Origin of the sequence: Heyndrickxia acidicola, assembly GCF_001636425.1 — a bacterium.
Taxonomy (GTDB): Bacteria; Bacillota; Bacilli; order Bacillales; family Bacillaceae_C; genus Bacillus_AE; species Bacillus_AE acidicola.
In genome coordinates this window covers 1,549,383-1,562,939 of the sequence record NZ_KV440953.1, presented here as the reverse complement: position 1 = coordinate 1,562,939, position 13,557 = coordinate 1,549,383, and the positions used below count along the sequence as shown (strand labels likewise).

Genomic DNA, 13,557 nt, shown 5'->3' with positions numbered 1-13,557 from the left:
TATAATGCAGCCTTTTCGTATACTTATTATTGATGACCATTCTCATGCTAGAGAAGGCATAAAGGAAATTTTAGAGGAGTACAAGGATTTTCAAATTGTGGGGGAAGGAAGAAATGGAAACGACGCCATCAGGCTGACAGAGGAATTAATGCCGGATATTATTTTAATGGATATTCAGATGCCAGAAATGAATGGTTTAGAAGCTACAAAAATTATAAAATTAAAGTTTCCTTTTGTTAAAATTGTCATGATTACTGTTTCCGATGATATTACCGATCTCTTTGATGCTTTAAAAAAGGGAGCGCAGGGCTACTTATTAAAAAATATTCAATCCGAGGAATGGTACGATTATCTAAGGGCTTTTGCTTTGGATGAAGTGCCCATGTCAAAGGAAATAGCCTTCCGTATTCTTAGTGAATTTTCAAAAGTGCGAACCGGTGATGAAATGGAAATACCATTATCCAGCAGGGAGCTGGAGGTTCTTCAGCTTGTAGCAAAAGGCCTTTTGAACAGGGAAATCGCGAAAACGCTATTTATCTCAGAAAATACCGTTAAAAGCCATCTGAAAAATATTTTAAGTAAGCTTCATTTGGAAAATCGTGTTCAATTAACCAGCTATGCATTTCAAAAAGGATTAATGGATTAAACCCTTTAAAGATGGAATATAGGTGTTATAAATATGTTTTTATTAAAGATTAAATCCATTAAATAATGGCTCTTTTCGTATACTTGTTGGTAATTGAAATAAATAAATGATTGAAAATTTATGTTCAATATTAAAAAAAGCCTAATAATAAAAGAGGAACCGTCTCTAGCAGTTAATCATGGCATAACTGATAGGGACGGTTCCTCTTTTAAACGATAATTTATAAAACTTTTACGATAAACGGAGCAGTCACCAGCTTGCCATTTACGTTAAACTGTCCCCATACTTTGTATATTCCTTTTTGAGGAAAGTATGTCATAAAGGTGACTCCAGGGCCATTTCCTGTTGCATATAAGGGATGAATGTGAAGAAAAATCTTATTGTCTTTGTCAATGGCTGTAGCATGCCCCATTGCTCCTAAGTATGGCTTAAGAGTATGAATGGGCTTGTTCGTATTGGCGTCATGCATTGTAAATACCATATTGACATTTTTTTTGGCTTTTACTGTTTGATCAAAGGAAATGGAAACTTTTATCCCGTTTATTGTTTTGTTTGTTACGTTATCCGCTGCTATAGGATGCTGCTTAGGCGTCTTTCCCTGAACATGTATCCAGTGGCTTTCAATGCTGTAGTCCGGAAAGCCTGAGGGTGTCATTTCAGCGATCAGTTTGTAATCTCCACCCTCAGGAAAAGAAGTAGTAATGGTAAAAGTTCCATCGCTGTGTAAAACAGGGTGGATATGAGCGAAATAAGAGAGATCTTTGTTAACAACAATTAAATGCATTTTCTTCGTGTTAACAGTATCAAACTTTTTTATTAGTTTCCCGTGCTTATCCTCTATTTGAATTGAAATAGTTACATTTTGATTGGCATGCGGGTTTTTGGGAACATTCCATGTAGATTCGGTATCATCACCGCTAACAGGCTTCATCGAGCTCATTTGCATTTGCAGAGATGAGGTAGGTATGTTCGCAGCACCACAAGCGGTTAATGCTAAGGTACAAAGAGAAATACATAAAACAATAATGCTCCTCAAATAGTCCACACCTCACTGATATTAATTGATTGGCTGTTTTCGCATAGATCGTTTCCTTACGTACAAAGGATCATTCTGTATGTTGTCTGTCTTCGTGGCATTTTTTCGTAAGCAATACATAGGTTTTGCTACAGGACCTTGCTTTTTATCATTTCTTGAGTCTAATAGGAACAAAGTTTACAAAAAGAGCCTGCTTGATTAATAGAAACGATACTAAAAAATTATAGACTTGTTTTGGGGAAAAGTAAATCACTAAAGACAAAAACCAGTTTCTTATTGGGTAATTTAATACACGAAGCTATGGAGGCATTTCTATAGCTATTCCTGCTCTAAGGGCATAAATTCAACGTTCAGTATGGCGAAATACAGGATAAGGACTTGTTAAACTGGATTTTATTATTACTATTATCTTAAAAAGAACTTTATATTTAAGAGCAATTTTAAAAATGGTTTACATCTTGTGTTATTATGTATAAATTTGAATAATAGTAAAAGATATGGATGAAACTTAAAATAGAGTTATTTTTTGCCTTATACTTGTGAAACTTGCCGTTGAACATATTCTTCAGCTTAACTGAAAGGAAAAATGAGCTAAAAACACATAGTGTTGAACATATCAATTTTCCAGAGCCATTTTTTATCACATTTATAAGATAAGGCATGCTATATTATATGTATATTTATCCAATTTTTGAAAAGGGATTGACTGCCTTTAACAGCATTGAAGGAGGGAAGCTATGTTTATTCCATTTCCATTGTACTTGGGGCATGTAATAATCATTTCAAAGTCAGTGAGTCCGTATTTGATTTGGTGGCTATTGTTTTTTAATATCCTTCTTGTAGGAACTGCCATTGTGTGCATTTATAAACTTTTACGCCAGCAAAATGTTAAATTACCCGGCATTATTTTTGGAATCATCCTCATTATTAACTTCGTTCTTGAAGTGTATTATGGAAGTATTTTTGATTTGCTGGGGTAATTGGCGTATCTTTCTAAAGGGGAGCAGAAAATGACATTTTATCGATTATGGGTCCTTGCTTTTTTCCTGAAATTCGTGGGTTCAGCCTGGGATGCCTCATATCACTTTAAATATTTATTTGAGAAATACTCTATTCCACATATTGTGAATTTCTCAGGATTTGCTCTCGGTCTGATCCTCCTCTATACAGAGTGGAGGCGTCCTCATTATATGGATAGGCTCTCAAGGAACCTGACGACTGTTGGCTATACATTATTTTTAGTAGGAATTCCACTGGATTTCAGTTATCATATTGCTTTTGGAATTGATTTAACGACTTGGAGTCCTACTCATTTTATTTACTATATCGGAACGATGATCATGATTATTGGTGCCTGGAGAGGCTATGTTATTTGGACAAAAGACACAGCTCCTTCCTGGAAATCAAATCATACCTGGTTTGCTATGTTTGTTTTGGAAGACCTTGTTTTTCCGAATATGCAGCAGGAGAATGGAGCTATTTCGTATGATCAATATATGCGTCATGCATCCATTGCTTCTGAGCAAATTTTATTGCTGATATCTAATCCGAAATCTCAGATATTTGGCGGTATTCCGGAATGGATTTATCCCAATTACTCGGTGCTAGTAGTGTCTGTGTTCGTTTTATTGGTAAGCCTGATTTGCCGCAGCCGGTTAATTCCGCTTGCAGCGGCTGCTTTGTACATCGTCCTGCGTTTTGCAGCTAAAACGATCTTTTTTTTCATCGACTATCCAACGTCCTATGTCCCTGTCACGATTATCTTTATTCCTCTTTTTTATCTGCTTATTAGAAAAGTGAATTGGCTGGCTGGTCTTGTTGGAAGTTTGGTTTATTTTTTCGGACTATATTGGATACATACATCAGGTATTCTTATAACGCCGCCATTAGAAGTATGGGAAGCAATACCTGTAGCAATGATAGGTGTTTTAGTTCCATTTATAATTAAGAGACTAATTAAATGGATGGAAAATAAACCTTCAAAAGAACAATAATGCTTTGGTTAAGGGGCTTGGATCAAGCTGGCATAATCCTCTTTTTTAGAGAGATATTGCCGGCACTTTTTATTTTTAGGCTCTTTTAATATTACCTGTTGATTTGGGCGCAGGCTCTCATTTTCCGGGGGTACTTGAGAGGTCTCCATAACCCGCTTTTTTAAGCAGGAGTCTCCTTCCTTCCGCTCCAATCAAAAAGGTTGCAAAAACCAATAATGATCTATAACAGAACCTATTTTTTAAAAGATTTTCTTGAAAAAAAAGTTATCAACATAGAAATTTAACAAAGCCTTTTGTTATACAAGGTGTGCAGGGTGGTCGGATACTGATAAAGAGGCTGGTTTCGGGTAAGCTAATGGATAAAGCACAGATAAAAATAAAAAGTGTAAAGGAGTAACACCGTGGAAGTGAAAATTGGACAAATCTACAAACGAAGAGATTCAGAAGCTCTAGCCATGGTAACAGCTATACAGCATAACCAGATTTATTTAGGTACCGGAAGATCGGTATCAGAGGCAACGCTTGAGAGTCATTATATTCTGCTAAAGGATGCCAGCAATTAGTACAGTCAGGTGAGCACCTGATTGGTGCTCACCTGACAATCTTTAATGGCGATGTTCAACAAGGTCAATCACACCTAATACAATGTGGGCAAGTCCAAAGCCGACAACCGTGTTGGAAAGGGTTTTGTTAAAACCTCGTTTTTGCTTTAATGCATATCCAGTAGCGGTAACAGCTGTTCCCAGTGCAGTCGGAATCAAACCTTCACGTATATTCAAATGAATTCCTCCCTGAACATAGCCTTCTTAGCGTATATAGGTACGCCACTTATAATTTGTCCATCTTAATATAAAATATGTATGATATGAGTGGGGAAAGAAATGGCCGGTCTCAAAAAAAACCGGAAGCATAAGGGGAATTATACGTGATGCATTTTGAATGTATCGAACTTGTTTTTATCGCTTATATAATCATATTTAGGATTAATCACATCGCTTAGAAGCATAATATCTTTGTATATAATGTCTTTTGTTTTTTCGTCTTTACAATTGTGGTAGTCCTCTATCAGGCGCCCGAGTTCAATTATAAAAATAATATGCTCTTCTTCATGAATCATGTTAAAACCGCCTTATAATAAAATGGTCTTTACATATTATATAGTAAATAAGATTGATAAAAAAGGATTTTACCAGAAAGAGAAAAAAGACCTACTAGTAAAATATACCCAAATAGCATTTGTGGGAAACCACACGTGATTAGATAGGTATTAGGTTCTGCATAATTCAGACCAAAAAACATCCGCTTTTAGGTATAACTGTAGTCGAAGGATGAGTATTCCCTAGTCTGTCCTAAATCTTTATTTCTAACCTGAACAAGTATACTCAGCAATAGTTTGTACTTTTACTTTATGATGAAACGAAGAAAGACATTCTCCCTTTTTATCTTTTTTTGGGATTTATCCTCCTGTTTAATTTTAAGAGGAGGCATCTTTATTCCCTCTCTTTGCATACAACGAATAAACGAACATACGTTTGTTTATACTTGATAAGAACATTAGCAGGGAGAGATGTGTGAATGAATAAGTATAATTTATTGAAAGACATCAGCCGTGGACGGATATTCGAAATCATTTATCGGTCAGATAAAGGGAGCTGGTCTAAACGCAGGATAAAAATATTGTCTGTAAAAGGGAGTTATTTGCAAGCTTTTTGCTATGTCAAAAAGAGCAGGCGTCTCTTTAAGATAGAAAACGTCTTTGCAATCTTCCCTGTTCGAAAATGATGCTTAAATAAATGGAAAATTAAAGGCGGCTGGTTGTGCTTTATTAAAGTAAAGGGTGTTTTTGCATAAGTTGCTGGTTAACGTATTATGGGCAATTCTTTGTTTAGTCAGCTATCAGGCAATCTTTACGCACACTATATAAAGCTTGCATTGCCGCCAAGTGTCTAAACCATTTTTTTAATACAAATAGATACATGTTTTCAAAAAAGGGCTATTTAAAAGAAATGTCTGTATTGTACCCTCTGTCATTAACGTAGTCTTTGATACTCCATATCCCAATTTTCTTTTTACGAGCAATAGCTTGAAGGCTGCGAAATATCCTGACATATTTCGTATTTGGCGGAAACACAGCAACCCTAGCAAGGCCATTATTGATTAACTCTTCATTATACAATTCTCCATTTACCCATATATAAGCAAGAAGACGCCCATATTTATCCCTTTGCTGAACGTCCGTTTCAAGCTGTACCTCTTTCCCATAAAGCTTCTCTTTTGTATACTTTGAAGCTTCAGGACCAAATGGTTCCACGCCTAAATGTGGATGTTTTGTTTCAGGTGTATCAATGAGGATCATTCGTACTCTTTCTTCCCTATTATTTTTAAAAGCTACGAGAATGGTGTCACCGTCAATCACTCGTTTTACATATCCTTCCGTAATTTTACTCTTATCTGGAGATAATTTGGTTGAGGAATGGTTCTTGAATACAATTGAACATCCCCCGATTATCAGGATAAGAAGGATGAAAGAAAAAGAGATTAATGGATTTGTTTTCAAAATTCGGCCCCCTTTTTTTAGATTGCAGGTTGGATAATTTTTGATTGGATGACTTTTCAAAACAAGAAATTAGATTTCATTATAGAAGCATAGCAGAGACTTTTGAAGGAAGATAATCAAATTTTTTGGCATTTCACTAGAAGTGAATATATTTATAAACGGCCCATGATAAAATAGATATAAAAAGAAAGAGAGGGGGTCTAAAATGAGATCTTCTACATTCTGGCTTAAGATGAGTGATAATTATGATGTTTATGTGAAAAAGTGGATGTATAAAGAAGAAGAAACACCTAGAGCGATAATACAGGTATCGCATGGGATGGCTGAGCATATTGAAAGATATGGGGGGGTTGCAGAATACCTGACAAGCAAAGGTCTAATTGTTTACGGCAATGACCACCGAGGACATGGAAAAACAGGTGAAAAAGCAGGGGTGTTTGGACATTTTGCAGATAACGAAGGCTTTGAACGCGCTGTGCTGGATTTAAAAGAAATAACAGAGTATATTAAGTGTGAATTTCCGAATATTCCAATCTTTTTGTTTGGTCATAGTATGGGCTCATTTCTCGCAAGAAGTTATGTCCAAAAATACGGACAAGAGATGTTTGGAGTCATATTATCGGGTACAGGAGGCAATCCCGGCATGGCTGGGAGGCTTGGCAAGCTGATTGCTTTAATGGAAATGAAAAGGAAGGGTCCAAAAGCTTCTAGTCCCTTTTTAGATAAACTGGTATTTGGCAGCTATAATAAAGGAATTCATCAGGTGAAAACGAAATATGACTGGCTGTCTAGGGACCAATCCGAGGTGGAAAAATATATTAACGACCTTTATTGCGGACAAATATGCACCTCAGGATTTTTTTACGACTTATTATCCGGGCTGGAAGCTATTCATAAGGAGGAGTACATAAGAAATATCCCTAAAGATTTGCCATTTTATTTTCTGAGCGGCAGTAATGACCCAGTAGGAGGAAAAACAAAAGGAGTATTAAAAGTAATTAAGCAATTTCAAAACAATGGAGTGAAAAATATAGAATACACCTTTTTCCCCGAAGGCAGGCATGAAATGCTGAATGAAACAAATAAAGAAGAGGTGTATCAGTCGATTTTAACCTGGATATTAAAGCAGTTAAACAGAAAAAAGATAGAATGAAAAAATCGACAATAGAGAAGTGCTGAAGCAGAATGAAGGAAGGTTTTGTCATTATCATAGCTCAAGAATCATGTTGAAGCAATAGGTAATGTATAAGGTTCTTTTCGTAATCTTTGTTGCTATTTGAATAAATGAATCTAGGATACACAACAGGGGCTAAGCTTGAAAACAAAATGATTGAAGAGGAAAAGATGCCGCGATGCCTCACTTAATACGGATTTAACACTTTTGGGAAAAGAAACAATTTATTCGAAAACAGCCATGTATAAAACTGGGCACGTCCTAACCCTATATCACTTTACTGAATAAAAGAGTTTAAAAAATAATAGAGTGGGAATAATATATAACTGTTCCAATTAGAAAGCGGGTTTATGGTAGGATAGAGTAGACGTTTCTTTATGCATATTTTAAAGAAATTATAACGATATCCAACTAATCATAAAGGCTGTGAAGGACTTGAAACAAAAAAAGAAATTAATAGTATTAATTGGTCCTACTGCAGTAGGCAAAACAGCATTAAGTATTTATCTTGCTAAGAAATTTAATGGTGAAATTATTAGCGGGGATTCTATGCAGATTTATAAAGACATGGATATTGGAACTGCTAAGATCAAAAAGGAAGAAATGGATGGTGTTCCGCATTATTTAATTGATATTAAGGAGCCGGAAGAATCTTTTTCTGCAGCAGAATTTCAAAAATCCGTACGAGAAAAAATTGATGAAATCCATGCCCGAAATGCTATTCCGATGATTGTGGGCGGTACAGGTTTGTATATTCAATCAGTCTTGTATGATTATCAATTCAGTGATGCAGCCGGCGATGAAAACTATCGAATGGAACTTGAAGAACTCGCTGATCAAGAAGGACCTCTGTTCTTGTATCAGAAGCTCAAGGAAATAGACATGGAGAGTGCAGAGAAAATTCATCCAAACAACATCAGAAGAGTTATCCGTGCACTGGAAATTTATCATTGTACAGGAAAAACGGCTACAGAATATCAAAAAATGCAAGAGCCGGAAATTTTGTATGATACAGCCTTAGTGGGTTTGACAATGGGTAGAGATCAGCTGTATGAGAGGATTAATGATAGAATTGACATGATGCTTAAGGAAGGGCTTCTGGGAGAGGTCAAAACGTTATACGATCGAAAAGTTCGTAATGTACAATCAATTCAAGCCATCGGGTACAAAGAGCTTTATGAATATTTCGATGGCAGGATCAGTTTGGAGAATGCGATTGAGCAATTAAAGCAAAATTCACGCCGTTATGCCAAGCGCCAGCTCACATGGTTCCGTAATAAAATGGACGTAGCCTGGTTCGATATGAGCAATCAAGCAGAAAAACAAAAAAAAATCGAAGATATTTCAAATTATATTGCAGGAAAGCTGGAATTAAAATCGAATACTTTATGATAGAGAAAGAATGAGGAGGATTCCAAATGAAACAAGCAATCAACATTCAAGATCAATTTTTAAATCAATTAAGAAAAGACAATACCTCTGTAACAGTCTTTTTGCTAAACGGTTTTCAACTTCGCGGGCTTGTTAAAGGGTTTGATAATTTTACTGTACTGTTTGAATCTGACGGCAAACAGCAGTTGGTATACAAACATGCCATTTCTACGTTTTCACCACAAAAAAATGTTCAAATTAATTTTGAAGAACCTCAAAGCTAAGAACTTCGTTATCCATATGTAGAACTTTTTAAGGCAAAGGAGTGCACAATACTCCTTTGCCTTTTTATTTGCACCAGGAAATTAAGATTTTTTTCTTGTTTAGCTTGAGAGTCTATCGGATATCTCCGTCTCCTAACTAAGATAAGTCAACATCAACTTGTGAATAACCTTGCTGTGTTTTCTTTTTCTCAGTCGAGACTTCGTAATCCCTAGGCCGATGAGAAAGGCGCTTGCGCTTTTTTTGTTTTCTGAGGGCCTTGGTAAAGACTCTGTTGTTTTTTTAGATCAAGGTAGGTTTTGCTAAAAGAGATAATGGACGAAGAACTTAACAGGGAATATGAAACGAGTGAAAATCATAAACAAAGTCATGAATGGTCATGCAATGAATAAAATGAAAAGAGGCCCATTATTTCTCGGGAAAGCGCAGGAAACGACAGAATCTTTGTATTTGTATCAGTTGAAGGAGGATTTTGTCGTAAATCGCATCCCTGAATACTTACTCTTTAAGTATTATCTAAACAAACATTTAGAATACGGTAGTTGTGTTCTTTTTTGTATAAGGGACTTTTGAAAATAGGCATTTGTCACGTTTTTTTTCTTGTAGAGTATAATGCTGTTAGAATGTGAGGTGAACGCTTTGGATCAACCTATCCGTATGAAAAATAACGGACAAATTAGTATTGTACTAAACGCTCAGCAAAGGGAAGCTGTGAATATGAATGTGATCCATAAAGATGTTGTTCCAAAGACGAATTCCGTAGAGCATGAAGCTTTAAAGGAAATTGAAAATGAATTGTCTGCCCTTGTAGGGATGGATGAAATGAAAAAAATGATTAAAGAAGTTTACGCGTGGATTTACATTAATAAGAAAAGAGAAGCGGCAGGCCTGAAAACAGGGAAGCAGGCCCTTCATATGATGTTCAAGGGAAACCCAGGTACAGGGAAAACAACTGTTGCTAGGCTTATTGGGAAGCTTTTTCAAAAAATGAATGTCTTAAGCAAGGGGCATTTAATTGAAGCAGAGAGAGCGGATTTAGTTGGAGAGTATATTGGCCATACAGCCCAAAAAACAAGAGACTTAATTAAGAAAGCATTAGGCGGTGTACTGTTTATTGATGAAGCATACTCCCTCGGAAGGGGAGGGGAAAAGGATTTCGGAAAGGAAGCCATAGATACTTTGGTTAAACATATGGAGGACAAACAGCATGAATTTATTTTAATTCTTGCAGGCTACTCCAACGAAATGGAATATTTTTTAAGTTTAAATCCGGGACTCCATTCCCGTTTTCCTTTAGTTTTCCAATTCCCTGACTACACAGTGGAGGAATTGATGGAAATTGGCAAACGAATGCTAAAGGAAAAGGAATATTTACTTAGCCATGATGCGGAAAGAAAATTAAAGGAACATCTTTATCATTTAAAAACAAATCTGCATGCATCCAGCTTTTCAAATGGCCGCTATGTAAGAAATATCATAGAGAAATCGATTCGTTCACAAGCAATGAGACTCTTATTGCAAAACAGTTATGATAAGCATGACTTGTTAACCCTTCGAAGTAATGACCTTATCTTTCAAGAGTAGTCACGAGGCTTTATTTGTTCACATCCCTAAAAAAGGGCTTAGATGAACAAATAAAGCCTTTTATTGAAGGAACAGAAGTGAAAAAATACACATTAAATAAGTAATTAACCAAATCTTTTATTGATTTTTGCGCTGAAAAAGGATAAAACCAAATAGGCAGTGTGCAAATTTTTATATAAGTGATTTTAGGTCACTTTTTCATTACTGCCTATACATACAAAAGGGAAAATATAAAGCTGAAGTTTTAGATATTGAAGCTTTTTTGGTAAAATATTATAAACGAGTCCGAGAGGGAGGACAATGGATGGAAGAACAAATGGAAAGAGCCATTTTGGTTGGATGCTGGCTGAACGAAGAGGAAGCCCGTTTTTTATATTCCATGGAAGAACTGGGTGCACTGACAGAAACTGCTCGCGGTGAAATAATTGCAACCGTTACACAGAAGCGGGATCGGATTGATTCCTCTACTTATATTGGGAAAGGGAAGGTGGAAGAACTCCAAGCCCTTGAAGAAGAGCTTGAAGCTGATCTCATCATATTTAATGATGAGCTTTCACCAAGTCAGCTGAGGAATCTATCCAGGCACTTGAATGCTAGAGTTTTGGATAGGACTCAGCTGATTCTTGATATTTTTGCACAAAGAGCACGATCAAAAGAAGGGAAGCTTCAAGTGGAATTAGCCCAGCTTCAATATATGCTCCCCCGCCTAGTTGGCCAAGGAAGTGAGCTTTCAAGGCTTGGAGGCGGGATTGGAACCAGAGGGCCAGGTGAGACAAAGCTGGAGTCCGATCGTCGTCATATCCGGAGAAGGATTGATGAAATAAAAAATCAATTAAGTGCCATTGTGAACCATAGAGAGCGTTACAGGGAACGAAGAAAAAGGAATAAAGCTTTTCAAATTGCTTTAGTCGGATACACGAATGCCGGTAAATCCACTTTGTTTAACAGGCTGTCTTCAGCTGATTCCTATGAGGAAAACCAGCTCTTTGCTACACTTGATCCTATGAGTCGGAAAATGATTCTTCCAAGCGGATATTCAGCCATTCTTACAGATACAGTCGGGTTTATTCAGGATTTGCCAACTACACTGATTGCAGCCTTTCGTTCTACTTTGGAAGAAGTAAAAGAGGCGGATTTGCTGCTCCATGTAGTTGATAGTTCAAATCCTGATTATGCAAATCACGAAAAAACAGTTCATAAACTTCTTGATAATTTGGAAATGAACCAAATACCTCAATTAACAGTGTATAATAAAGTCGATGAACAGCATCCAGACTTTTGGCCGGCTGCTGGCAATAAGATTGTGATAAGTGCTCTTGATAAGTCTGACAGAGAAAAGCTGAAGCATCGTATAGAGGAGCAGGTGCTAGAACAAATGAAGGCTTACAATGTCCTGGTGCCATCTACAGAAGGGAAGCTTTTAGCAGCTTTGAAAAATGATACCATCTTGCGTGAATTGGTTTTCCAGGAAGAAAACCAAACGTACAGATGTAAAGGATATGCTCTAGAAGACCATCCGGTGGTCGGAGAGCTGGCTAAATTTGATCGATAGAGGAGTAGCGAAATGTTTCAGTTTTTAGTAAATGGTGAGAAATTAAAGCCGATTGTAGAAGAAATCGAGAACCAAATTGTGTATAAGCATCAGAAAATAGACAGAAGGATAGAAAGTAATCAATTTAGAGTACTTCAAAGCTTTCGTTCCCACCGTGTAAGTGATACATATTTTAATCCTACAACGGGTTATGGATATGATGATATAGGCAGGGATGCACTGGAAAAGATCTATGCAGATGTGTTTGGCGGAGAAGCAGCTCTTGTGAGGCCTCAAATTATTTCTGGAACCCATGCCATAACGATTGCTCTTTTTGGTGTTCTTCGTCCTGGCGACGAACTCCTTTATATAACTGGGAAACCATATGATACGTTAGAGGAAGTAGTAGGCATTAGAGGGAGTGGAAACGGCTCTCTAAAGGAATTTAATATTGATTACCATGCAGTTGATCTTGCTTCAAATGGAGAAATCGATTACGAGGCGGTAAGAGCAGCTATTAAACCGAATACGAAAATGATTGGTATACAACGGTCAAAAGGATACGCTAATCGTCCGTCTTTCAGGGTGAATGAGATTGAAGAGATGATTCGTTTTGTGAAAGAAATCAAGCGCGATGTGGTAGTGTTTGTAGATAACTGCTACGGCGAATTTGTAGAAGAATTAGAGCCTTGCCATGCAGGTGCGGATTTGATGGCCGGATCCCTCATTAAGAATCCCGGCGGTGGAATTGCCAAGACAGGGGGATATATAGTTGGGAAAAAAGAATGGGTAGAAGCCTGTTCTTATCGGATGACCTCTCCCGGAATCGGCGCAGAAGCAGGTGCCTCGCTATACAGTCTTCAAGAAATGTACCAGGGCTTTTTTCAGGCTCCGCATGTTGTGGGGCAGGCGCTCAAAGGGGCTGTATTTACATCCGCTATACTCGAACATTTTGGCATGAATACACATCCAGCCTGGGATGCAGAAAGAACGGACTTAATACAATCAATCCAATTTGACGATCCGGACAAGATGATTGAATTTTGTCAGGCCATTCAGTTTGCTTCGCCCATTAATTCATATGTAACACCTTACCCAAGCTACATGCCTGGATATGATGATGATGTAATAATGGCTGCGGGAACGTTTATCCAGGGGGCGAGCATCGAATTATCTGCAGACGGCCCAATACGTCCCCCTTATACGGCGTATGTACAAGGAGGACTAACATACTCACATGTGAAAATTGCCGTTTTATCAGCCTTGGACAGGCTTTTGGACAAAGGATTAATTTAATTTAATTTTATAAGCGGATGGAGCGGGTTCTATCCGCTTTTTTAAAAAGGAAAGTATGAAAAATGTTATCCAATGCAGTCTCTGAT

At 37.1% G+C, this 13,557-nt stretch carries 14 protein-coding genes; 10 read left to right on the top strand and 4 right to left on the bottom strand.

All coding sequences use genetic code 11. The features are described 5' to 3' along the window. Positions 1 to 4 precede the first annotated feature (4 nt). Complete coding sequence (locus A5N88_RS07270; RefSeq protein WP_066264459.1) at positions 5 to 646, top strand: response regulator; 642 nt, start codon at positions 5 to 7, stop codon at positions 644 to 646. Between the two features lie 220 nt (positions 647 to 866). Here the strand turns inward: A5N88_RS07270 and A5N88_RS07265 are convergent, their stop codons facing one another. After that, entirely contained in the window at positions 867 to 1,682 is an 816-nt protein-coding gene (locus A5N88_RS07265; protein ID WP_066264457.1) for a DUF8832 domain-containing protein, read from the bottom strand. Between the two features lie 737 nt (positions 1,683 to 2,419). Between A5N88_RS07265 and A5N88_RS07260 the strand changes: the two genes are divergently transcribed. From A5N88_RS07260 to A5N88_RS25435, 3 genes are all read left to right on the top strand, one after another. Further along, a complete protein-coding gene (locus A5N88_RS07260) occupies positions 2,420 to 2,662 on the top strand; it encodes a hypothetical protein (RefSeq protein ID WP_066264455.1) in 243 nt (80 codons plus the stop codon). A gap of 30 nt (positions 2,663 to 2,692) precedes the next feature. Further along, complete coding sequence (locus A5N88_RS07255) at positions 2,693 to 3,676, top strand: hypothetical protein (RefSeq protein ID WP_066264453.1); 984 nt, start codon at positions 2,693 to 2,695, stop codon at positions 3,674 to 3,676. A 401-nt stretch (positions 3,677 to 4,077) separates the two neighbouring features. Then, complete coding sequence (locus A5N88_RS25435) at positions 4,078 to 4,239, top strand: hypothetical protein (protein WP_198160196.1); 162 nt, start codon at positions 4,078 to 4,080, stop codon at positions 4,237 to 4,239. Positions 4,240 to 4,281: 42 nt separating this feature from the next. On the opposite strand, the gene A5N88_RS07250 is transcribed toward A5N88_RS25435, so the two are convergent. The 3 genes from A5N88_RS07250 to A5N88_RS25785 form a co-directional block, all read right to left on the bottom strand. Beyond that, positions 4,282 to 4,455 carry an asparagine synthase gene (locus A5N88_RS07250; RefSeq protein WP_066264451.1) on the bottom strand — a complete coding sequence of 58 codons (174 nt, stop codon included), beginning with the start codon at positions 4,453 to 4,455 and terminating at the stop codon, positions 4,282 to 4,284. A 140-nt stretch (positions 4,456 to 4,595) separates the two neighbouring features. Continuing rightward, the gene (locus tag A5N88_RS07245; RefSeq protein ID WP_066264449.1) at positions 4,596 to 4,793 is read right to left on the bottom strand and encodes a hypothetical protein; all 198 of its coding nucleotides are present in this window, start codon (positions 4,791 to 4,793) and stop codon (positions 4,596 to 4,598) included. 876 nt (positions 4,794 to 5,669) lie between these two features. Continuing rightward, positions 5,670 to 6,233, bottom strand: a complete 564-nt coding sequence (locus A5N88_RS25785) for a thermonuclease family protein (protein ID WP_066264446.1) — start codon at positions 6,231 to 6,233, stop codon at positions 5,670 to 5,672. Positions 6,234 to 6,438: 205 nt separating this feature from the next. Between A5N88_RS25785 and A5N88_RS07230 the strand changes: the two genes are divergently transcribed. From A5N88_RS07230 to A5N88_RS07200, 6 genes are all read left to right on the top strand, one after another. Further along, a complete protein-coding gene (locus A5N88_RS07230; RefSeq protein ID WP_066264444.1) occupies positions 6,439 to 7,386 on the top strand; it encodes an alpha/beta hydrolase in 948 nt (315 codons plus the stop codon). A 456-nt stretch (positions 7,387 to 7,842) separates the two neighbouring features. Beyond that, on the top strand, positions 7,843 to 8,799 hold the full coding sequence (miaA, locus tag A5N88_RS07225) for a tRNA (adenosine(37)-N6)-dimethylallyltransferase MiaA (protein ID WP_066264442.1): 957 nt from the start codon (positions 7,843 to 7,845) through the stop codon (positions 8,797 to 8,799). A 26-nt stretch (positions 8,800 to 8,825) separates the two neighbouring features. Continuing rightward, positions 8,826 to 9,062, top strand: coding sequence for an RNA chaperone Hfq (gene hfq, locus A5N88_RS07220; RefSeq protein ID WP_066264440.1), 237 nt, complete (start codon positions 8,826 to 8,828; stop codon positions 9,060 to 9,062). Positions 9,063 to 9,699: 637 nt separating this feature from the next. Next, positions 9,700 to 10,644: a stage V sporulation protein K gene (gene spoVK, locus A5N88_RS07210; RefSeq protein WP_066264437.1), complete on the top strand. Its 945-nt coding sequence runs from the start codon at positions 9,700 to 9,702 to the stop codon at positions 10,642 to 10,644. A 304-nt stretch (positions 10,645 to 10,948) separates the two neighbouring features. Next, positions 10,949 to 12,196: a GTPase HflX gene (gene hflX, locus A5N88_RS07205; protein ID WP_066264436.1), complete on the top strand. Its 1,248-nt coding sequence runs from the start codon at positions 10,949 to 10,951 to the stop codon at positions 12,194 to 12,196. A gap of 12 nt (positions 12,197 to 12,208) precedes the next feature. Then, on the top strand, positions 12,209 to 13,471 hold the full coding sequence (locus tag A5N88_RS07200; RefSeq protein ID WP_066264435.1) for a methionine gamma-lyase family protein: 1,263 nt from the start codon (positions 12,209 to 12,211) through the stop codon (positions 13,469 to 13,471). Positions 13,472 to 13,557: the final 86 nt, after the last annotated feature.